General features: G+C 73.0%; 17 protein-coding genes. 9 read left to right on the forward strand and 8 right to left on the reverse strand.

Translation table 11 applies throughout. From position 1 onward, the window contains the following. The first annotated feature begins 166 nt into the window (after positions 1–166). The 7 genes from DVA86_RS13370 to DVA86_RS13400 are packed head-to-tail and all read left to right on the forward strand — an operon-like array spanning position 167 to position 8,702. A complete protein-coding gene (locus DVA86_RS13370; RefSeq protein ID WP_208878395.1) occupies positions 167–1,567 on the forward strand; it encodes a hypothetical protein in 1,401 nt (466 codons plus the stop codon). Between the two features lie 52 nt (positions 1,568–1,619). Next, positions 1,620–2,951 carry an ABC transporter substrate-binding protein gene (locus DVA86_RS13375; protein ID WP_208878397.1) on the forward strand — a complete coding sequence of 444 codons (1,332 nt, stop codon included), beginning with the start codon at positions 1,620–1,622 and terminating at the stop codon, positions 2,949–2,951. Next, positions 2,948–3,922, forward strand: coding sequence for a carbohydrate ABC transporter permease (locus tag DVA86_RS13380; protein ID WP_245996540.1), 975 nt, complete (start codon positions 2,948–2,950; stop codon positions 3,920–3,922). Before DVA86_RS13375 ends, DVA86_RS13380 begins: the two co-directional genes overlap by 4 nt. A 1-nt stretch (position 3,923) precedes the next feature. Then, positions 3,924–4,739: a carbohydrate ABC transporter permease gene (locus DVA86_RS13385; protein WP_208878398.1), complete on the forward strand. Its 816-nt coding sequence runs from the start codon at positions 3,924–3,926 to the stop codon at positions 4,737–4,739. Between the two features lie 3 nt (positions 4,740–4,742). Next, on the forward strand, positions 4,743–7,130 hold the full coding sequence (locus DVA86_RS13390) for a glycoside hydrolase family 31 protein (RefSeq protein ID WP_208878399.1): 2,388 nt from the start codon (positions 4,743–4,745) through the stop codon (positions 7,128–7,130). Beyond that, entirely contained in the window at positions 7,127–8,221 is a 1,095-nt protein-coding gene (locus DVA86_RS13395) for a M24 family metallopeptidase (RefSeq protein ID WP_208878401.1), read from the forward strand. The genes DVA86_RS13390 and DVA86_RS13395 overlap by 4 nt, the downstream gene beginning before the upstream one ends. A gap of 43 nt (positions 8,222–8,264) precedes the next feature. Then, positions 8,265–8,702: a VOC family protein gene (locus tag DVA86_RS13400; RefSeq protein WP_208878402.1), complete on the forward strand. Its 438-nt coding sequence runs from the start codon at positions 8,265–8,267 to the stop codon at positions 8,700–8,702. 68 nt (positions 8,703–8,770) lie between these two features. On the opposite strand, the gene DVA86_RS13405 is transcribed toward DVA86_RS13400, so the two are convergent. Then, on the reverse strand, positions 8,771–10,672 hold the full coding sequence (locus tag DVA86_RS13405; RefSeq protein WP_208878404.1) for a LamG-like jellyroll fold domain-containing protein: 1,902 nt from the start codon (positions 10,670–10,672) through the stop codon (positions 8,771–8,773). Positions 10,673–10,765: 93 nt separating this feature from the next. Then, a complete protein-coding gene (locus DVA86_RS13410; RefSeq protein ID WP_208878405.1) occupies positions 10,766–11,632 on the reverse strand; it encodes a phosphatidylinositol-specific phospholipase C/glycerophosphodiester phosphodiesterase family protein in 867 nt (288 codons plus the stop codon). 229 nt (positions 11,633–11,861) lie between these two features. Here DVA86_RS13410 and DVA86_RS13415 point away from each other — a divergent pair, with 229 nt between their 5' ends. Next, positions 11,862–12,821, forward strand: a complete 960-nt coding sequence (locus tag DVA86_RS13415) for an ATP-binding protein (protein ID WP_208878406.1) — start codon at positions 11,862–11,864, stop codon at positions 12,819–12,821. 29 nt (positions 12,822–12,850) lie between these two features. Here the strand turns inward: DVA86_RS13415 and DVA86_RS13420 are convergent, their stop codons facing one another. Next, the gene (locus DVA86_RS13420) at positions 12,851–13,795 is read right to left on the reverse strand and encodes an aldo/keto reductase (protein ID WP_208878408.1); all 945 of its coding nucleotides are present in this window, start codon (positions 13,793–13,795) and stop codon (positions 12,851–12,853) included. An 83-nt stretch (positions 13,796–13,878) separates the two neighbouring features. Here DVA86_RS13420 and DVA86_RS13425 point away from each other — a divergent pair, with 83 nt between their 5' ends. Further along, positions 13,879–14,523 (forward strand): TetR/AcrR family transcriptional regulator, encoded by a 645-nt coding sequence (locus DVA86_RS13425; protein ID WP_208878409.1) that lies wholly within the window; start codon positions 13,879–13,881, stop codon positions 14,521–14,523. A gap of 72 nt (positions 14,524–14,595) precedes the next feature. On the opposite strand, the gene DVA86_RS13430 is transcribed toward DVA86_RS13425, so the two are convergent. Genes DVA86_RS13430 through DVA86_RS13450 form a run of 5 tightly spaced genes read right to left on the reverse strand, consistent with a single transcriptional unit; the run spans position 14,596 to position 20,096 of the window. Next, positions 14,596–15,864: an MFS transporter gene (locus DVA86_RS13430; protein ID WP_208878411.1), complete on the reverse strand. Its 1,269-nt coding sequence runs from the start codon at positions 15,862–15,864 to the stop codon at positions 14,596–14,598. After that, positions 15,855–16,454 carry a GNAT family N-acetyltransferase gene (locus tag DVA86_RS13435; RefSeq protein WP_208878412.1) on the reverse strand — a complete coding sequence of 200 codons (600 nt, stop codon included), beginning with the start codon at positions 16,452–16,454 and terminating at the stop codon, positions 15,855–15,857. The genes DVA86_RS13430 and DVA86_RS13435 overlap by 10 nt, the downstream gene beginning before the upstream one ends. Beyond that, positions 16,451–17,671 carry a type III PLP-dependent enzyme domain-containing protein gene (locus DVA86_RS13440; protein WP_208878414.1) on the reverse strand — a complete coding sequence of 407 codons (1,221 nt, stop codon included), beginning with the start codon at positions 17,669–17,671 and terminating at the stop codon, positions 16,451–16,453. Before DVA86_RS13440 ends, DVA86_RS13435 begins: the two co-directional genes overlap by 4 nt. An 8-nt stretch (positions 17,672–17,679) precedes the next feature. Then, on the reverse strand, positions 17,680–19,050 hold the full coding sequence (locus DVA86_RS13445) for a DUF6271 family protein (protein WP_208878416.1): 1,371 nt from the start codon (positions 19,048–19,050) through the stop codon (positions 17,680–17,682). Beyond that, positions 19,032–20,096 carry a phytanoyl-CoA dioxygenase family protein gene (locus tag DVA86_RS13450; protein ID WP_208878418.1) on the reverse strand — a complete coding sequence of 355 codons (1,065 nt, stop codon included), beginning with the start codon at positions 20,094–20,096 and terminating at the stop codon, positions 19,032–19,034. Before DVA86_RS13450 ends, DVA86_RS13445 begins: the two co-directional genes overlap by 19 nt. Positions 20,097–20,534 lie beyond the last annotated feature (438 nt).

A 20,534-nucleotide genomic window follows, 5' to 3' on the forward strand; every position in this document is an offset into this window, starting at 1 on the left:
AGTCAGCGTTACAGTCCCAACATCTTATGTTGCATTTCTAACAGACGGCCGGTGAGACAGCCACTCCCCACCCCTGGGCTCCGTTTCTCCGGTCTCCGGTCTCCGGTTCTCCGGTTCTCCGGTTGTCCCGCCACCGGACCCGCTCCGTACGTCAGGAAGGCCCGCAATGCCGCGTGTCGCACTCATCCCCACGGCCAGGCCCACCTTCGCCACCGACCAGGCACAGGTGCGGGCCGACGCCGCCCGCGCGCTGCTGGCCGAGCTCGGCGCGGACGTCGCCGGGCCCGCCGGACTCGTCATGACGCCCGAGGACGTCGAGGCGGCGGCCCCCGCGCTGGACGGCGCCGACCTGGTGGTCAACGTCTGCGCCTCGTTCTCCGACGCCACCCCCGCGCAGCGGCTCTACGCCGGGCTGGACCGGCCGCTGCTGCTGTGGGCGTTCCGCGAGCCGGGCGAGACCGGCGACCGGCTGTGGCTCAACTCCCTCTGCGGCGCCAACCTCTTCGCCCACGCCGTCGTGCGCGGCGGCGGCGCCGTACACCTGATCCACGGCGACCCGGACGAGCCCGCCGTACGCGAGGCCCTCGCCCGCGCGCTGGCCGGCGAGCTGCCCGCGCCGCCCGCGCTGCCCGCCGTACGCGGCGAACGGGCCGCGCCCGAGCCCGTACGGGCCGGGCTGGAGCGGCTGCACGGGCGCCGCCTCGGCCTGGTAGGGGACGCGCCGCCCGGATTCACGCCCAGCGAGTACGACGCGGAGCTCGTGCGTGAGCTGTTCGGGATCTCCGTCGAGACCCTCACCGTGGACGACGCCATCGACGCGGCCCGGCGGGTCGAGCCCGCCGTACGGGACGCGGAGTACGCGTCCGCCACCGCCGCCCAGCCCAGCCTGGCCGGCGTGGACCCGGAGCAGGCCGGGCTCGCCGCCGCCGTCACCACCTCGCTGCGTGCGTGGACCGAGGACCGGGGGCTGGCCGCCGCGGCGGTCCGTTGCTGGCCGGAGTTCCCGACCCGGCTCGGCGCCTGCCCCTGCTCGTCGCTGTCCCGGCTCGCGGACGAGGGCACCCCGACGGCCTGCGAGCGCGATGTGTACGGGGCCGTGACCATGCTGCTGCTCGAGGCGCTCGGCGCGGGCCCCACGTACCTCGTGGACACCGTCGACGTGGACCGGGACCGCAACGTGCTGCGGCTGTGGCACTGCGGCGCCGCCGCCACGGCGCTCGCCGCCGACCCGGCGCGGGCCACCCAGTCCGTGCACTGCAACCGCAAGCTGGGCGTCGCCGGGGACTTCCCGCTGCGCACCGGGCCCGTGATGATCGCGCGGCTGACCGAGGACCCCGCGCGGCGCGGGCGGCTGCGGCTGCTGGTCTCCGCGGGCGAGTCGCTGCCCGCCCCGAACCGCTTCCAGGGCAACACCGCCGAGGTACGCGTCGGCCCGCCCGCCGACGATCTTGTCCAGTCCCTGGTCACGGGTGGCTTTCCGCACCACACGGTGCTCGCCTGGACCGATGTACGGCCCGCCCTGCGCACCGCCGCCGACCTGCTCGGCATCCCCGTCACCGAGTGGTGACGGCGTCCATCAGCTGCACTCCCGTCAGCTGCACGAGGAGGGATGAGGAAGCATGACCGAACACTCACGGCCGTACGGGCTCAGCCGCCGCGGACTGCTCCGCGCGGCCGCCGTGGGCGGGACCGTCGCCACCGCCGCGGCCTGCGCCGGTCCGGGCACCACCCGAGGCGGCCGGTCGGGCGCGGGTGCGCCGTCCGACGTGCCGAAGCCGGTCAGCGGCAGGGCGGACGCACGGATATCGTTCGCGCACTGGCGGGCGGAGGACAAGAAGGTACTCGCCGAGCTCATCGGCGACTTCACCGCGCGCCACCGCGGCAGCGGCGTACAGCAGGACATCTCCCCGGCGCAGGACTACCAGGCCAACGCGTTGCAGCGGCTCAAGAGCGGCGCCGTCGGCGATGTGCTGACGGCGTTCCGCGGCGCGCAGTTCGCCGACATGCTGAAGGCCGGGCTGTTCACCGAGCTGTCGGCGCAGACGTTCGCCGACCACTACATGCCCCGGCACAGCCGCGGCGGACGGGACGCCGCCGGGCGGCTGTTCGGCCTCCCGTACCAGCTGGTGTTTCTCATGCCGCTGGCCAACGGCGACCTGCTGGAGAAGGCCGGCTACGCCGACCCGCCGCAGGACTGGGACGGCTACCTCGACCTCTGCGACAAGCTCAAGTCGCGCGGCACGGTCCCGCTGGCCTGGCCCGGCGCCGAACCGGGCAACGCGGGCCAGCTGTTCAACTCCATGGTGATGAACAACGCGCCCCACGACGACGCCTGCGCCCGCATCGAGTCCGGCAAGGCGAAGGTCACCGACGACTGGTTCCTGCGCATCCTCGGGCAGTACGCGCAGCTGCGCCCGTTCGTGCAGCGGAAGGCGGCCGGCACCCAGGTCGAGCCCGCGCAGCAGATGTTCGCGCGCGGCTCCGCGGCGATGCTGGCCACCGGCTCGTACCACATGGCGGCCGTACGGCAGCTGGACGCGGAGTTCCCCATCGCGCTCGTCCCGCCGATCACGGTGGCCAAGGGCGAGCGGCCGCGCTACGTCGGCACCCACAACGCGACGTTCATCCTCGGCGTGAACGCCGCGAGCAAGCACGCCACCACGGCCCTGCGCTTCGTCGAGTACCTGTCGACGCCGTCGGTGGCGACCCGGTACGCGAACGGCACCGCGCAGCATCTGACGGTCACCGGCGTCACGTACGAGAACAAGGACCTGCGCGACACCCAGCACTGGCTGGAGAAGCGCACGATGCTCGCCCCGCGCTACCAGATCGAGGACATCGACATGCTCAACGCCGTCGAGGGCGCCTGCGCGAAGGTGCTCACCGGCACATCGCCCGGCAAGGCCGCCGAGGCCGCGCAGCGGGTCGTGGACCAGCGGCGGCGCAAGTGAGCGCCCCCAGCCCGAGCCCGGTGAAGACCGGCCCCGCGCCCGCGGCCCGCCCGCCGTCCCGCGAGCGCGGACCGGGGCGCGCCCGCGGACTGAAGCGGCGGTACGGGCACCCGGCGTTCTTTCTGTTCCCGTTGCCCGCGCTCGTGCTGTACGTGATCTTCTTCGCGATCCCCACGGTGCAGGCGTTCCAGTACGCCGTCACGAACTGGGACGGCTACAGCGCGGAGTACGACTCGGTCGGCCTCGACAACTTCCGGCAACTGGCCGGCGGCGACGACCTGTTCTCCAACGCCATGACGAACAGCCTGAAGTTCATGCTGGTCGTCGTGGTCTTCCAGACCCTGTTCTCGCTCGTCCTGGCGTCCATGCTCACCCGCAACAGCCGCTCCTCGACGCTGCTGCGCGCCGTGTTCTTCCTGCCCACGATCCTGTCCAGCGTGTCGGTCGCGTTCGTCTGGAAGTTCATCTACGACCCCAACTTCGGGCTCGCCAACCGCGCCCTGGAAAGCGTCGGGCTGGACGCGCTGACCAGCTCGTACCTCGGTGACGACGGCAAGGCGATCTACTTCCTGGCGCTCACCCAGATCTGGTTCCACACCGGCCAGATGATGGTCATCTTCATCGCCGGCCTCCAGCAGATCCCGCGGGAGCTGTACGAGGCCGCCGCGATCGACGGCGTGAGCCGGTGGCAGCGGTTCCGGCACGTGACGTGGCCGATGATCGCCCCGGCGACCGGCATCGTGATCGCGTACACCACCATCCAGTCGTTCAAGGCGTTCGACCTGGTGCTGGGGCTGGGCGGGAATCCGCCGCAGGGGTCGCTGGACATCCTGTCGACCCGTATCTACACCTCGTTCGCCAACTCCGAGTTCGGCTACGCGGCCGCCGAGTCGATCGTCTTCATGGCGCTGATCGCCCTCGTCACGGTGATCCAGCGGCGCACCGTCAAACTCACCCAGTCAGGAGCGTGAGATGGGATCCCGAATCGGACGGCGCGCACTGCTCGGCGTGTACGCGGCGCTCGTCCTGGTGCCCCTGCTGGTGATGCTCGCCGGCAGCTTCAAGTCCACCTCGGACCTGTTCAGCAACCCCTTCTCGCTGCCCGAGGAGTGGCGGTTCGGCAACTACAGCGAGGTGCTGGGCAGCGCGGACCTGAGCACCGCGTTCACCAACAGCGCCGTCGTCAGCACCTGTTCCGTGACGCTGACGCTGCTGCTGGGCAGCCTGGCCGCGTACGGGGTGGCCCGGATACCCGGCTGGCCGGGCTGGGCCATCTACGGCTTCCTCGTGCTCGGCATGTCCGTGCCCGCGCAGGCCAACATGATCCCGCAGTTCGTCCTCTTCGACGTGCTCGGGCTGACCGACAGCCTGACCGGACTGGTCCTGATCAACATCGTCACCACGCTGCCCGTCGCCGTGTTCATCCTCGCGGGTTTCATGCGGACGCTGCCGCGGGAGATCTACGAGGCCGCCGCGCTCGACGGCGTCGGGCCGTGGCGCACGTACCGTTCGATCACGCTGCCGCTGTCCCTGCCGTCCCTCGCCGCCACGGCGATCTTCCTGCTCGTCATCCACTGGAACGAGCTGCTGTACCCGCTGCTGTTCATCAACGACCCCGAGAAGCGCACCCTGCCGCTGGCCCTGCTGAACTTCCAGGGCGAGTTCCTCACCAACTACCCGCTGCTGTTCACCGGCGTCGTCGTGGCGTCGCTGCCCCTCGTCGTCGGCTACATCTTCCTCCAGCGGTTCTTCATCGCCGGGATGACCGCCGGCTCGGTCAAGGAGTGACACGTGTACCTGCTCCGTGAGATCACCGCGGTGCGCCCGTACGAGGGCGGCGTGGAGTGCGCCGTACGCGCCGTGCGCTGCCTCGAACTGCCCGGCACACCGGGCTATCTGACCGGCGAGCCACCCGACGGGCAGGGCATCGAGACGACCATGCCCAACCTTCCGGAGCTGCCCGTGCCGCCGCTCGACCCGCGCGGCTTCGTGCTGCGGGTCGCCTTCGGCAGCGAGGACGCGGTCCGGATCACCCTCGCGCCGGAGGGCGCGCGGGTGCTGGACGAGGAGCCCGGCTGGCTGGGCATCGTGCTGGACGGCGGGCAGGGGTACGGGCCCGCGCCCCGTGTGCGTACGGCCGATGTGGCGTCGGACGGCGGCGGGCGCGGCACGCCGGAGACGGTGCTGCAGACCGGGCGGTTGCGGGTGCGCGTGGCCCGGCGGCCGTTCGCCCTCGCCGTGGAGGACACCGCGACGGGGCGCACGCTGCTGCGTACGGGGGAGCGGCTGCGGCAGGTGGCCGGGTTCCCGATGGCGCCGCCCGTACTGGCCGCGGAGGCGGGCTCGGATGGGGAGGCCGGCACCGTGCTCAACCTCGAACTCGGCCCCGACGAGCGGATCACCGGCTTCGGCGAGCAGTTCGGCCCGCTGGTGAAGAACGGCCAGCGGCTCCGCCTCCGCGTCGAGGACGCGCTCGGCACCGGCACCGGCATGGCGTACAAGCCGGTGCCCGTCTGGCACTCCACCAGCGGCTACCTCGGCTTCCTCAACACGGGCGCCGTCGTCACCGCCGACGTCGGCCACCGGCGACCCGACGTGCTCGGCCTGACCGTGCACGACGAGGCGCTCGACCTGTGGGTGATCGGCGCGCCCGACCCGAAGGACCGGCTGTCCCGGTACACCGGGCTGACCGGCCGCGCCGCCGTGCCCCCGCTGTGGTCCCTCGGCTACTGGATGGGCCGCTGCCGCTACCACAGCGCCGCCGAGATGAACGACGTCGGCGACACCATGCGGAAGCACGAGGTGCCCTGCGACGTGCTGCACCTCGACCCGGACTGGCTCGTGGTCGACCGGCTGAACTGCGACTTCATCTGGAACACCGAACGCTTCGGCGACCGCGCCGAGTTCGTCGCCGGGTTGCGCGAGCGCGGCCTGCGGCTGTCGCTGTGGGAGCTGCCCTACCTCGACCCCGCCTCACCCCGGCACGCGGAGGCCCGCGCACGCGGCTACCTCGTACGGGACGCCGACGGCGAACCCGCCCAGGTGGCCGGCACCCCCACGCCCGACGGACGGCCGCGCGCCCTGCTGGACTTCACCAACCCGGAGGCCGCCGCCTGGTGGCAGGACCTGCACACGGACTTCCTCGCCGACGGCGTGGCCGTGTTCAAGACCGACTTCGGCGAGGGCCTGCCCGACGGCACGGTCCCGGCCGACGGCACCCCCGCCCACCACGCGCACAACCTCTACCCGCTGCGCTACAACGGCGCCGTCTCCGCCGCGATCGCCGCCCGCACCGGCCGCAACGCGCTGGTGTGGGGCCGCTCGGGCTGGGCGGGCTCGCAGCGTTACCCGGGCCAGTGGGGCGGCGACGCGGAGTCGACGGTCGCGGGGATGCGTTCGACGGTGCGCGGCGGCCTCTCGTACGCCCTCAGCGCGCCCGGCTTCTGGAGCCACGATATCGGCGGCTTCTTCGGGCCGGAGCTGACCCCGGAGCTGTACGTGCGCTGGACGCAGCTGGGCGCCCTGTCCCCGCTGATGCGCGCGCACGGGCTGCGGCCGCGCGAGCCGTGGGCGTTCGGCGACCGGGCGCTGGAGATCGCGCGCCGCTGGGTGCGGCTGCGCTACGCGCTGCTGCCGTACCTGTGGCAGACGGCGCACGAGTCCGCCGCGCACGGCTGGCCGCTGATGCGGCCGCTGGGCCTGGAGTTCCCGGGCGACCCCGTGGCCGCGACCGTGGACGACGCGTTCCTGCTGGGCCCGGACCTGCTGGTGGTGCCCGTCTTCGACGACGGGCCGGGGCCGGTCCGGCGCCGCTTCTGGGTACCGGAGGGCGGCTGGACGGACCTGCTCACCGGCGAGCGCCACACCGGACCCGGATACGCCGAACGCACCGTCGCCCTGGAGGACATGCCGGTCCTCGTGCGCGACGGCTGCTGGCTGCCGCGGCTGGACGTGGACGCGGCCGTCCGCTCGACGGACGACCTGCCGGACCGGCCGTGGCGGCTGGAGCTGTACGGGACGGGGGACGGTACGGGGGACGGCGTGCGTGAACGGGCCGGGCGCGAACTGACCGGCTTCGACGGCACGCCCACCCGCGTACGGGTCGAGGGCGACACCGTGTACGCGGAGGGCAGCCAGCCGTTCGCGGCGCACGCGGTACGGCAGGGGGCCCGGCGGTGAGCGCCGCCTTCCCGGGGGCGCCGGACTTCCCGGAGAAGCGCGACCGGCTCTGCGAACTCGCCGCCCGGCACGGCCTCGACGCACTGGTGCTGCGCGAACCGGCCACCCTGGCCTGGCTGCTGGGCGCCCGCGTGCACGTGCCGCAGACCCTGGACAGCGCCTGCTTCACCGTGCTGCTGACGGCCGCGACGGGCGAACTCGCCGTCGCCGCCAACGCCATCGAGGCACCCCGGCTGCGCGACACCGAACTCGCCGGGCTCGCCGCCGACTGGCGGACCGTCCCGTGGTGGGAGAACCGCGACGCCGGGCTGCCGACCGGGCCACGCACCGGCTCGGACCGGCCGGGGCCGCACGACGTGCCGCTGGCGGCGGAGATCGCGCGCGTCCGCCGGGTGCTCACCGGCCACCAGCAGGAGCTGCTGGCCGAGGTCGCCCGGGACACGGCGGAGGCGGCGACGGACACGGCGTACGGGCTGGCACCGGGCCGTACGGAACGGCAGGCCGCCGCCGCACTGGCGCACGCGCTGCTGGACCGGGGCCTCGACCCGGTGGTGCTGCTGGCGGCGGCCGACGAACGCATCGCCCTGCACCGCCACCCGCTGCCCACGGACCGCGCGGCCACCGGACGGCTGATGCTCGTCGCGTGCGCGCGCCGGCACGGCCTCATCGCGAGCATCACGCGGACGGTGTCGTTCGGCGCGCCGTCCGAGGCCGGACGGCGGGACTACGCACGGCTGCTGGAGGTTGAACGTGCCTTCCTGGACGCCTCGTTGCCGGGCGCGCGCCTCGGCGACGTCTTCGGCGCGGGCGTGGCCGCGTACGCCGCGAACGGCCTCCCCGCCGACGAGTGGCACCGGCACCACCAGGGCGGCTTCTCCGGCACGCAGCCGCGCGAGTTCCCGGCGCACCACACCTCGGAGGAACTCCTGCCGGAGGGCGGGGTCGTGGCGTGGAACCCCAGCGGCGGCGGCTGGAAGACCGAGGACACCGCACTCGTACGGGCGGAGGGCGTACGCACCCTGGTGCACGACCCGCGCTGGCCGGCGGTCCCGTGCGGGGGCCGCGACCGCCCGGACATCCTGACGCTCTGAACGGCCCGTTCGAACCCCGCCCCGTACAGGAGGGAACCACACCGTGACCGCACCCGACACCCCGCTCCCGCGCTTCCACCTGGCCGTACCGGTCGACGACCTCGCCGCAGCGCGGCACTTCTACGGCGACGTGCTCGGCCTGGAGCAGGGCCGCAGCGCCGACACGTGGGTGGACTGGGACCTGCACGGCCACCAGTTCGTCACGCACCAGGTCCCGGACAACGGCGGTGCCCGCCGCGGCCACAACCCGGTCGACGGGCACGACGTGCCGGTGCCGCACTTCGGACTGCTCCTGACCGTCCCGGAGTTCCACACCCTCGCCGAGCGGCTGCGCGCAGCGGACACGCCGTTCGTCATCGAGCCGTACGTGCGCTTCGAGGGGCAGCCCGGCGAGCAGTGGACGATGTTCCTGCTCGATCCGGCGGGCAACGCCCTGGAGTTCAAGGCGTTCGCGGACGACGCGCAGGTCTTCGCGGTCTGACGGCGCGTTGCGCGCCGCCGGACCGCCGGACCGCCGGACCGCCGGGCCGCCGGACCGGCCCGCACGCTTCAGGGGGAGTGGGTGAGGAAGTGCTTCGGGTCCAGCGCGCGGGACACGATGCGGGTGTCGCCGATCCAGCCGTAGAAGCCCTGCTCGTACCGCTCGTCGAACTGCGTGGCACCGATGACGAACGGCTTGCCGAGCGTCGCGATGCCGGTCGACGGCTGTGCCGGGTTGCGGGCGATCGGCGAGCCGTCGACGTAGACGACCGTGCGGCGGCCGTCGTTGACGACGGCGATGTGCGTCCAGCGGCCCGCCGGCAGCGTGTGGCTCCACGACGTGGGGTCGGCGTCCTGCCGGTGCGGGTAGACGACGTACTGCAGGAAGCGCTCCGGCGACAGGTTCAGGCTGCACGTGGGCTCGTCGGGGGACCAGCCGGTGGTCTTGCCCGCGTCGCCGTTGCGGCCCTCCCAGCTGAGGATGCCCATCCACGCGTGGTCGCCCTCGAACGGGTCGGGGAGCCGGATGAACGTCTCGATGGTGTAGCCCGAGTCGAACGTGGCGCTGTTCAGCGGTGCGTCCGCCGCCGTCGTCAGGATCGCGCCCCGGTCCGGGTTCTTGCCGCCGTCGAAGCGGAGGCTGGCGTGCGCAGGCTGGTCCCCGTGGTGCCCGTCCGACCACGTGAGCAGCTCGGCGGGACCGTCGTGCAGCCGCCGTACGGTGAGGTGGTTGCCGTTGCCGCTGAGGTCGCGGGCGCGGCTGCCGTCCGCGACGGGCCTGCCCGTACGGCCGCCGCCGTCGAGCCCGGCGGAGTCGAAGCGCCAGTACGCGACCGTGCCGCGGGGCAGCACGGCGGACGGCGGGCGCGGGCGGCGCGGTACGACGGGTGCGAAGCCCGCGAACCGCTCGGCGAAGTCGATGGCCAGGCTGAACCGGTCGTCGGGGCCGGTAAGTTCGACCGTCTCCGCCGCCAGCGGCGTCCGCCGCCGCGGGTCGCGGGCCAGGAACCAGGGCGAGAACGTCTCCACGTCGACGGCGCCGCGTACCAGGTCGAACGCGTAGAGGCGGATCATCGCGCCGCCGCCGTAGTAGCGGTCCTGATAGTTGGTGATGTGCACGTGGACGGCGTTGCCCGCGTCGTTGGTGAGCACGGTGCGGCCGGGCGGCCAGTAGTGGCCGCCGAGCGCGAGGAAGATCTGGTCGTTGCCGCGTATCAGCCCGTCCCACAGGCGCCGCCCGTGGTCCGACAGCCGCGCCTCGCCGTCGCCCGCGGGGAAGGCGATGTCGTGGGTGGTGAGGACGGCGGGCAGCTCCGGATGCCGGTCGAGTACGCCCTGCGCCCAGCGCAGCCCTTTGTCCGACACGCGCCAGTCGAGGGCCAGCACCAGCCACTCGCGGCCGCCGGCGCGCAGCACGTGGTACGTGTTGTAGCCGTCGTCGGAGGCGCCGCCGAACGTCGGCATGGAGCGGTAGCGCTCCGGACCGAATGCGTCCAGGTAGGCGCTGTCGCCGCGCTGGTCGTCGGCGCCGGTGACGTCGTGGTTGCCCGCGAGGACGCTGTACGGCACCTTGCCGTGGATGGTGCGGAAGGTGGCGGCGGCGAGCGTGATCTCGTCCTCGGTGCCGTGCTCCGTGACATCGCCCAGGTGCGTCATGAACGCGATGTTGGCCTCGCCGCGCTCGGCGACGAGATACCGGAACGTCTCGCGCAGCGGCTCCGGGTCGGCGCTGTCGGCGTCGAAGAGGTACTGCGTGTCGGGGAGTACGGCGATCACGAAGCGCGGGCTCTCGCTGTCGCCACCGCGCCCCCTGCCCGCCGCCTGCGCCTGCGCTTGTGCCTGGGTTTGCGCCTGCGCTTCCGCCGCCTGCGCCGTACCGACCGCCGTCACCGCACCGGCGGCCGGTACGGCGACGGCGGTCTGGAGCAGCGTGCGTCTGCCGAAGCGGCTGGGGCTGCCTGCCCGGTCCATGGTGATCTCCGTCCGCGGGGCGCTGTGTCGCCCGCAACACTGCTGATCACCCGTGGCCGCACGGTGGCAGGTACCTGAACGGTGCCTTGTGGTTTACGTACGGCGCGGCTCGTGCGCGTCGAGGAACGCCTCCAGCCCCGCGAGGTCGTCCGTGTTGAGGTAGTCGACGTTCGCCGCGACGAGTTCGCCCCAGAGCGCGTCGCGCGCCGCCCCCGGCACGTCGGGCGTGGCCCAGAACCGCACCTTCTGCCCGCGCCCGTGGGCCGCCGAGACGATCCCGCGCAGCTTCGCGCGCTCCGCTTCCGGGAACGTGCCGGCGCCCGTCCAGGTGAAGTTGAGCGTCCAGTTGTCGCTGATCAACGGGATGAAGGAGGCGGGCGCGGAGGTGCCGAGGTCGGCGAGCCGGCCGTCGTAGAAGGCACGCCGTACGGTCTGCGCCTCCATGGGCGCGCGTGCCGCGCGGTCACCGGAGACGACGACCGTCACGGGCCCGCGGAACACACGGCCCTGCGCGTACGTGCTGAACAGGCGCCGGTACCGGCCCAGTTCGCGGTCGAGCGCGCCGTACGTGGCCGCGCCCTCGGTCTTGAGGTCGACGAGCAGCTGCAGCGACGCGCGGTGGCCCTCGTACACGGAGCCGTGGTTGGCCTTGACGCGGGCCGCGAGCGGCGCGAGATAGAGGGACTCGAGGGTGCGGGCGGGGTCCAGGTCGATCGGGTCGTGGCCGACGAGGAGCTGTCCGCCGACGAGGTGGATGTCGGCCTCGACGCTGCCGAAGCGGTGGTCGAGGGCGTCGAGGAGGGGCCGGGGGTGCTCGTAGTCGTTGTGCGCGTGGGCGCGTACGAGCGGGCGCGGGCCGCGTGGCCGCCCCGATGCCTGGGCGTACGCGGGCAGCGCGACGCTGCCCGCGAGGGCTGCGCCGAGGGTGGTGAGGGCTCTGCGGCGAGTGGTGAGGGCCATGCGTCTGCCTCCCTGGGGTGTACCGGACGGACCTCAGCGAGTATGCGACGGCCGGCGGCCCAGGGGGTGTCCCCGCGCACGGAGTTGGCCGGGCGGTGACGGGAAGTTCACGTCTGACCGTGCTCGGCTCGCTCGCTTGATTCGGCGTGGCCGGCGGGGATTTGACACGCGATCAACCACCCCGTTAAACCTGCCACATGACATTCATTTCCAACAGGGGTGGTTAACCGTGCGTGTCGCGTTCGTGGGCAAGGGCGGCAGCGGAAAGACCACGCTGTCGGCGCTGTTCGCCCGCCGTCTCGCGCGCTCGGGCGCGCCCGTCGTCGCCGTCGACGGCGACATCAACCAGCATCTGGCCGAGGCGCTCGGGCTCGGCGCGGACGAGGAGTTCACGGCCCCACCCCTGAGCGCGCGGCTGGGCGAGATCAAGGACCACCTCCGCGGCGCGAACCCCCTGATCACCTCGCGCGAGGCGATGATCAAGACCACGCCGCCCGGCCGTGGTTCGCGGCTGCTGCGGCTGCTGGGCGACGACGGGATCCACGGGACGCACGTACAGGAGGTGTGCGGCGTCCCGCTCATGGTGACCGGCGAGTTCGACGAGAGCGACCTCGGGGTGGCCTGCTACCACTCGAAGCTCGGCGCGGTGGAGCTATACCTCAACCACCTGGTGGACGGCCCCGGCGAGTACGTCGTCGTCGACATGACCGCCGGGGCGGACGCGTTCGCCTCCGGGCTGTTCACGCGGTTCGACATGACGTTCCTGGTCGCCGAGCCGACCCGGAAGGGCGTCTCGGTCTACCGCCAGTACCGGGACCACGCACGGGAGTTCGGCATCCCCCTGGCCGTCGTCGGCAACAAGGTCACCGGCGAGGACGACCTGCTCTTCCTCAAGGAGCACGTCGGCGGCGACCTGCTGGCGTACTGCGAGCAGTCGACCTTCGTGCGCGCACGGGAACAGGGCCGCGCCGGGGGCGAGCTGGAACCGCACAACGCCCACACCCTGGACCAGCTGCGCGCCGCGCTCGACGCCCGTACGAAGGACTGGGACGCCTTCCAGCGGCACGCCGTCGAGTTCCACCTGCGCAACGCGGAATCCTGGGCCAACGCCGCCACCGGTGCCGACCTCGCCACCCAGGTCGACCCCGGCTTCCGGCACGGGCCCGCCGCCCTGGCGGACTCCGCCTGAGCGCCCCGCCTGAGCGCGAGGGGTACGGGTCAGCCCAGCCGCAGGTCCGACGCCGTACGGGACGGTACGGCGTCCAGTGCGGCGAGGTGCGCGCCGTCGAGGGCGAGCGTGCCCGCGGCGGTGTTCGCCTCGAGGTGGCCGGTGTCCGCGGTGCCGGGGATGAGCAGGACGTTCGGGGAGTGCCGGAGCAGCCAGGCGAGGCCGACCTGTTCCGGCGTGGCGCCGAGGGACTCGGCGGCGGCGTGCACAGCCGGCTCGTCGGTCACCTTCGGCAAGCCGGCGAACGCGCTGCCGAGCGGGAAGAACGGCACCCAGGCGATCCCCTCGGCGGCGCAGAGCTCCAGCATGTCCTCGCCGTCGCGGGTCACGAGGCTGTACGCGTTCTGGACGCAGGCGATGCCCGCCGGGAGCGCCCGGCGCAGCACGTCCCCGGTGACGCTGCTCAGCCCGATGGCGCCGATCTTCCCCTCGTCGCGCAGCTCCGTCAGCGCCGCCAACTGGTCGTCGACGTCGACCACCTGGTCGCCCTCGGCTCGCAGCCCGGGGCCGGTGTCGAGCCGCCGGAGGTTCACGACCGCGAGCCGGTCGGTGCCCAGGCCGGCGAGGTTGGCCTCGACGCTCGCCCGCAGCTCCTCGGGCCGCTGCGCCGGGCGCAGCGGGACGGCGCCGCCCGGATTGGGGTCGGCGCCGACCTTGGTGACCACGAGGACGCCGTCGGCGGGGCGGATCGCCTCCCGGACGATGCCGTTGACGTACCCGTCGCCGTAGAACTGGGCGGTGTCGACGTGGTCGACGCCGAGTTCGACCGCGCGGCGCAGGAGCGCGAGGGCGGTACGGCGGTCGCCGTCGAGCCGTTCGAGCTGCATCGCGCCGTAGCCGATACGGGAGACGGTGCGGCCGGCGAGCGTCCCGGGTCCGCCGGGGCGCGGCACGCCGGTGGCCGTGGTCTCGGTTGAGGTGCCGGTGGCAGGCATGGAGACTCCGTCCCGTGAGACGATAGGGGAAGCGGAGGAACCTCCGCTATGCCGACTGTAGCACTATCGGAGGTGCCTCCGCTTTGGCTGGGCCAGAGAGCAGTCCAGAAGACCGTCCCGAGAGCGGTACCGAGAGCCGTACCGAAGACCGCCCCGGCGAACGCTCCGGGGACCGCCCGCTCCGCGCGCACGCGCGGCGCAACCGCGAGAAGCTCGTCGCCGCCGCACAGGCCGCGTTCACGGCGGACGGCGACACCGTTCCGCTGGAGAACATCGCCCGCGCGGCCGGCGTCGGAATCGGCACGCTGTACCGGCACTTCCCCACCCGCGAGGCACTCGTCGAGGCCGTCTATGCCGCCGAACTCGACGACGTCACCGACAGCGCCCCCGCCCTCCTCGACCGGCACCCGCCCGAGGAGGCGCTGCGCGCCTGGATGGACCGGTACGCCGCGTTCGTCGCGACGAAGCGCGGCATGGCCGACACCCTCCGCACCGGCTGGGCCTCGGGCCGCATCCCCACCCCGGCCACGAGGGAACGGCTCTCCGCCGCCATCGGAACGATCCTCTCCGCCGGAGCGCGTACGGGCACCCTCCGGGAGGACGTCGACCCCCAGGACGTCACCGGGATGCTCCTCGGCGTCTTCCTGTCCACGGCGGCCACCAACACGCCGGAGCAGACGGGCCGCATGCTCGACCTGCTGACGGACGGCCTGCGCCGGCGCCCGTGACGCGATGACGCCCGCCTGACGCGATGACGCCCGCCTGACGCGATGACGCACGCCTGAGGCGATGACGGCGTGTCAGCCGGCCGCCGGCGCCCAGCGGATGCGGGTGCTGACCAGGGACACCAGGAGCGACGAGGCGGCGACGGCGGCCATGCCCCACACCAGGCTGCCGGCGTTCGCGATGAAGCCGATGGCGGGCGGCCCGGCGAGCAGTCCCGTCGTACCCATGGCGGCCACCAGGGTCAGCGCCTCCGGGCCCTGCGCCGCCGCGGCCACGTACACGCAGGGCGTCACGGCCGCGATGCCCAGGCCGACGCAGGCGAAGCCGAGAAGGGCCGGGACCACGCCGCCGCTCAGCAGGCTGAGGGCCAGCCCCGCGCCCGCCAGCGCGCTGCCGTAGAGGACGATGCGCCCGTCGCCCCAGCGGCTGCGCCAGCCGTCGGCGAAGAGGCGGGCCAGCACCATCATGCCGGAGACGACGGCGATGCCCAGCGGCGCCAGTTCGGCGGACGCGTGCGCGACGTCCTCGAGGTAGAGGGCGGACCAGTCGTTGACGGCGCCCTCGGTCACCGTGCCGAAGGCCATGGCGAGGCACATCCACAGCGTCAGCCGGGACGGCAGGGGCCGGCCGCGGCGGCCGCCGGGCTTCGGCGCCGCTTCCCGTACGGGCTCGCCCGCGGCCGGTTCGTCCCGGGCCGGTCCGTCCGCGGCCGGTTCGTCTCCGGCCGGTTCGTTCGCGGCCGGTCCGTCCCCGGCCGCGCCGTCCTCCGGCAGCAGCCCCCTCCACGCCGTGGCGAGCAGCAGCAGGAGGATCGCCGCGGCCACCCCGAAGTGCGCGGCGACCGACGTGGTCACCCCGGTCGCGCCGGACGCGAGGAGTGCGGCGAGGAGCGAGCCGCCGCTGAACGTGGCGTGCAGCCGGGCCATCGCGTTGCGCTTGTGACGGGTCTCCAGCGCGGCGCCCTGCGCGTTCATCGCGACGTTCAGGCAGCCCACGAGGAGTCCGTCGCAGAGCAGGACGGCCAGCGCCGTGTAGTAGTCCGGCGCCGCGGCCAGGGCGGGCAGCAGCGCCGCCAGGCCGAGGGTGGACGCCAGCGCGAGGCGCTGTGAACCCAGCCGCCTCATCAACACCGCCACCAGCGGGAACGACACTGCCGCGCCGACCCCGGCCGCCATCAGCAGCAGGCCCACCTCCGCGGCGGTGAGGCCGAGTTCCGTCTTGAGGGCGGGGATCCGCGCCGCCCAGGTGGCGTACTGGAACCCGAGTGAGCAGAAGAGAGCGGCGATCGCCAACTGGCTCCGGTGGAACGAAGTCCGGGGCCGCAGCACCTGCGTCAGCAACATGTTTCCTTTCGTGAAGACGGCCCGCCCGGCGGACCCGTCGGTTCCGCCCGGCCGTCGCGCGTGGCCCCCGCGTCGGGCCCGCCGGCCCGCACCGCTCTGGACATGTACGCGGCGCCCGGCCCGTACCCCAGCGGCACGACCCCCTCCTGTACGGCGAACCCCTGCGCCGACCAGAAGGGTTCGCTGCCGCCGACGGCGAGCAGCGAGATCCGCTCGTACCCGCACGACCGGGCCGTCGCGGTGAGGTGCCGCAGCAGCCGCCCGCCGAGTCCCCGGTGCCGGAGGCCCTGTTCCACGACCAGGTCGTGCAGGTGCAGGTTGGACGGCCGGGCCGACTTCACCGCCGCCGCCTCCGCACGCTCCAGGTCCGGGTACCGGAACAGCGGGTACGGGAGCGCCAGCACGTACCCCGCCAGCCGCGGCCCCTGTACGAGCGCGAAGCACGTGCCCGGCGACACGCGCCCCCTGGACTCCAGCGCGGCGCGCCCCTCCGACAGTCCGAGGCCCGCGTACGTACGGGACTCCAGCGCCGCGACGCCGTCCCAGTCCGCCTCGGCGAGGGGCCGCACGCGTATGTCGTCGCCGCTCATCCGCCCGGCTCCGTACGGGAGTCGGGGCGGCCGGCGGGGCCGGTCCAGGTGTACGGGAGCGGGCTGAAGCCGTTGAAGCCCCGCGTCATGTAGCTGGTCGCGTACGCGCCGCAGGAGAGCACCCACACCGGGTCGCCCGACGCCAGCGCCCTGGGCACGGGGGTCAGCCCGCTGTCGTGCGCGTAGGCGTCGTCGCTGTCGCAGGTGGGACCGGCCACGACGGCACGGACGTGCTCGGTCTCCCGGCCCGCCATCTGGTGGGTGGGGAAGACGAGCCGGTAGCGCAGCTCGTCCATCTCGTACAGCCCGTTGAACTTGCCGCAGCTCAGATACAGCCACCAGCGCCGCTCGCCGTCCGGCCCGCGCCGCGCGGACAGCCGCGAGACATGTGCACGTATCGCCCCGTGGTCGGCGACGAGATGGCGTCCCGGCTCCATGACGAACGCCAGGCGGTGCCCGGGAATCCGCCCCAGGTGCCGCGTCCCCTCGCGGATCACCGCGAAGATCTTGTCCAGCGGCGGGTCGAGCGGCCTGCCGTGCCGGTCGAGGTAGCCGAGCGCGGGCAGGCCGCCGCCCAGGTTGACGTGGTCGAGTGAGATCCCGCGCCGCCGCAGCTCCGTGAGGACGTCCGCGAGCTGTTCGAACGCGCTGTGCCAGCCCTCGGCCGTCATCTGCTGCGAACCGACGTGCACGGACAGCCCCGCGGGCGTCAGCCCCAGGTCCCGCGCGGTCTCCAGTACGAGCAGCGCGTCGGCGGGGGAGCAGCCGTACTTGTCGCTGAGCCCCCAGAGCGCCCCGTCCCCGCTGGTCGCCAGCCGGCAGAAGACGCGTGAGCCGGGCGCGTGGACGGCGAGGGCCGTCACGTCCTCCACGCTGTCCGTCGCGAAGTCCCGTACGCCGAGCCGGTACGCGTCGGCGATGTTCTCGTCGGACTTGACGGTGTTGCCGTAGTGCATGCGGCCGACCGGCACGCCCGCGCGGAGCGCCTGCTCCATCTCGGGGACGCTCGCCGCGTCGGCGCCCGCGCCCTTCGCCGCCAGGCAGGCGAGCACCTCGTCGACGGGGCAGGCCTTGACGGCGAAGCGGACGCGTACGCCGGGCAGTTCGCGCCGCAGGGTGTCGTAGCCCGCCTCGATTCCGGCGAGGTCGAAGGTGATCCGGTCGTCGGTGGCGGCTGCCAGGGCGGTGTGGAGGGGCGTGTTCTCCCGCGGTTCCATCGCGGCGCTCACTCCGGCAGCCCCGGTTCCGGTGCCGTCACCGAAGACTCCTGGTCCGGTGCCGTCCCCGGCGGCCCCGGGTCCGCGCGCAGCGGCGTGGTTCTGCTGGTGTGGACGAGCGCCTCCCACGCCTCCGTCAGCAGCGCGAAGTCCTCGATGTCGCGGCGTGCTTCGTCCAGGAGGCGTTCGCGGCGCGCCGCCAGCAGGCCGGCGAACTCGGCGTACCGGCCGCCGAGCTTCCGGTACGCGGTGTCGAGCGCGTCCAGCCGCCGTACGTTCCCGGCCTGGTCCAGCCCGGTGCTCTCGCGGGCGAACGCGGCCACGGCGGAGGCCCGTACGCGGCCGTCGGCGTCGAGCAGCGCGCCGCCGGCCTCGGCGAGCCGGTCGTAGACGTGGTGGAAGTAGAGCATCGACAGGAGGAACTTCGTGAACCGCGTCTGGTACGCGGTGAATCCCGGCCCGGTCCTGCGTTCCGCGGTGTGGAAGTTCACGATGTGCCGGTTGTGCAGCACGCCGGGCAGGGCGGCGGCGTGTACGAGGTGGAAGAGGAAGTAGTCGCTGCCGATGGTGTCGGTCGCGGGCGGCAGCGGCACCTGCTCGTGTACGCCGTGGAAGGCGATGTTGCACATGTCCACGCGCATGGGGTCGACCACGGTCAGCGTCGAGTGGTCGCGGGTGAACGCCTCGGAGCCGGCGCCCCGGAAGGATTCGTCGACGAGCTGCCGCTTCGCGTCGTCCGGCCAGCCCCCGGGCGCCCACAGGCTGACCACGTCGTGGTAGACGGCGGGGTCGAGGCGGCGGATCTCGCCGATGTCCACGGAGAGTTCACCGACGAACGAGGCGCCCACCAGCGCCACTCGCTTGTGCGCGTGCTCCGGGTCCAGGGCGGTCTCGGAGACGGTGTGCGCTGCGTCGGCCGCGCGCTCGCCGAGCGAGGCGAGTTCGTGGTGGACGGGCAGCACGGGCTTGCCGTGCAGCGTCTGGTAGCGGCTGTCGGAGTCCCTGCGGTGCACGGACTCGCAGCCGAGCGCGGCGGCGATCAGGAACGCGCGGTTGGTGCAGGCGCCGTAGGAGACGCCGGCCGGGAGCATCAGATCGAGCATCAGGTCGCTCTTGGTGATCCCGGGCGTCCGCCGGATCACGCGCCGCAGGAAGTCCCGCTGCCCCGCCTCGTCGAAGTGGTGCACGACGACCCCCGCCACGGGCTCCAGCGCCCGTACGGCCGCCGCGTGCTCCTCGAACGCCTCCGAGGAGTCCAGGATCAGCAGGTGCACCTCGGCGCCGAAGTGCCGTACGGCGTACGCCGCTTCCCCGCCGACCGCCGCGACCGTCGCCGGGCAGGCCCTGTTGGTGGGCAGCGTCAGACAGATTCGGCGCATGCCGGTTCCCCCGTCGGCCCGTCGAGTTGCCGCCCGCTCCAGGACTCGAGGCCGAGCAGTCTGGCCCCCAGCTCGTTCAGCGAGGCGGTGCCGTACCTCAGGGACTCGTGCCGCACGGCGTCACCGAGCAGCGTCGCGTTCCAGCCGGGGGTCGTGAGGTGGCGCCACGAGTCGATACGGGACCGCCGCAGGTCCTCGTGGGACTCCAGCGCGGGCATCATCGAGAGGTACTGGACCGAACGGACCCCGTCCCCCGAGGTGTTGGGCGCGACGCCGTGTGCCAGCAGGCCGTTCCAGATGATCAGGTCGCCGGCCTTCAGCTCCGGCCGTACGACGGGGAGCTCCGACCGGTCGACGGCCGGGCGTATCGGGTCCCGGTCGTCCGGCTGCCCGGCCTTCCACCGGTCGAACCGCCGGAACAGTTCGGGGCAGCACTGGAAGCCGCCGGTCTCCGGGCTGGTGTCGGTGAGGGCGATGCTGCCCTGTACGCGCTGCGGCAGGATGCCGAGGGTGGTGTCGACGTCCCAGTGGAGTTCGATGTCGAACCCCTTGTCCGTGGGCGCGATCAGGTCGCGTGAGCGGTTCCGCACGTTGGGCGGGTTGAGGTTGAGCCGGTCCAGCGTGACCCACAGCTCGTCGCAGTCCCACACGTCGGCGAACGCGTCGTAGACCCGCTGCGTCTGCCGGCTGTCCCAGATGAGCTGGTGGTGGTACGCCTCCACGAACCCGTAGACGTACAGGTCCCGGTCCAGGTCGGAGCGGAACTCGCGGTCCTCGTACCAGGTGCCGGGCCGGGCCGGGGCGAGGCCCTGGAAGTCCCACGCGAAGTCCAGCAGGCGCCGCGCCGCCGAGGCGGGGATCGCCTCCTTGACGACGACGTAGCCATAGGTCTGCCAGAAGGCGAAGTCCTCCTCGGTCAGCACTCTGAGGGGCTGTGTCTTCCGGAGGTCCCGCAGCTGGGTACGCGCCAGGTACGTCTCGCCGTCCGCGCTGAAGTACGGGATGTCTGAAGGGGATCGGTGGAGGTAGCCATCGGTCCTTGGCATTGCTGTGCTCCAAGACTCGTCGCTGTTCTGTCGCGCCCGGGGGCCGTACGGCCCGTGGCGCGGTCGCCTGCGGGCTCCGGGCAACGGAGCCGGGCGGAGGACACCGGTTCCGGGCGCGGCGGAACGCGCCGTCGCCCGTCGGCGTCTGGAAGGAAGGGGCGTCAGCGCGCCTGACAGCCCGGAGGAGTGGTGGTCGTGGGTGGTACGGGCCGGACGTTCCGGTGTGGGCCCCCTGCGGAACCGGCGTCCGTCCGTGCGAATCGGTGTCCGTCGCAGACCGTGCACGCCGGGGTCGACTGACGTTGCGGGCCTGCGCAAGTGAGGCAACGGGGCCATGCGTTGTCGCATCCGCCCCTTGCTGAACTCTCGCCCCGTGAACAACTTGGACTAGACCAATGACCTATGTCAACAGCATATTTTGAGCCGACCAGTTGGCCA

The organism is Streptomyces armeniacus (assembly GCF_003355155.1).
GTDB classification, from domain to species: domain Bacteria; phylum Actinomycetota; class Actinomycetes; order Streptomycetales; family Streptomycetaceae; genus Streptomyces; species Streptomyces armeniacus.

Coding starts and splice junctions, on each gene's coding strand:
- DVA86_RS13435 (WP_208878412.1), bottom strand. CDS start 16,454: ATGAGCGGCGACGACATACGCGTGCGGCCCCTCGCCGAGGCGGACTGG.
- DVA86_RS13405 (WP_208878404.1), bottom strand. CDS start 10,672: ATGGACCGGGCAGGCAGCCCCAGCCGCTTCGGCAGACGCACGCTGCTC.
- DVA86_RS13445 (WP_208878416.1), bottom strand. CDS start 19,050: ATGCGCCGAATCTGTCTGACGCTGCCCACCAACAGGGCCTGCCCGGCG.
- DVA86_RS13430 (WP_208878411.1), bottom strand. CDS start 15,864: ATGTTGCTGACGCAGGTGCTGCGGCCCCGGACTTCGTTCCACCGGAGC.
- DVA86_RS13440 (WP_208878414.1), bottom strand. CDS start 17,671: ATGGAACCGCGGGAGAACACGCCCCTCCACACCGCCCTGGCAGCCGCC.
- DVA86_RS13420 (WP_208878408.1), bottom strand. CDS start 13,795: ATGCCTGCCACCGGCACCTCAACCGAGACCACGGCCACCGGCGTGCCG.
- DVA86_RS13410 (WP_208878405.1), bottom strand. CDS start 11,632: ATGGCCCTCACCACTCGCCGCAGAGCCCTCACCACCCTCGGCGCAGCC.
- DVA86_RS13385 (WP_208878398.1), top strand. CDS start 3,924: ATGGGATCCCGAATCGGACGGCGCGCACTGCTCGGCGTGTACGCGGCG.
- DVA86_RS13370 (WP_208878395.1), top strand. CDS start 167: ATGCCGCGTGTCGCACTCATCCCCACGGCCAGGCCCACCTTCGCCACC.
- DVA86_RS13375 (WP_208878397.1), top strand. CDS start 1,620: ATGACCGAACACTCACGGCCGTACGGGCTCAGCCGCCGCGGACTGCTC.
- DVA86_RS13450 (WP_208878418.1), bottom strand. CDS start 20,096: ATGCCAAGGACCGATGGCTACCTCCACCGATCCCCTTCAGACATCCCG.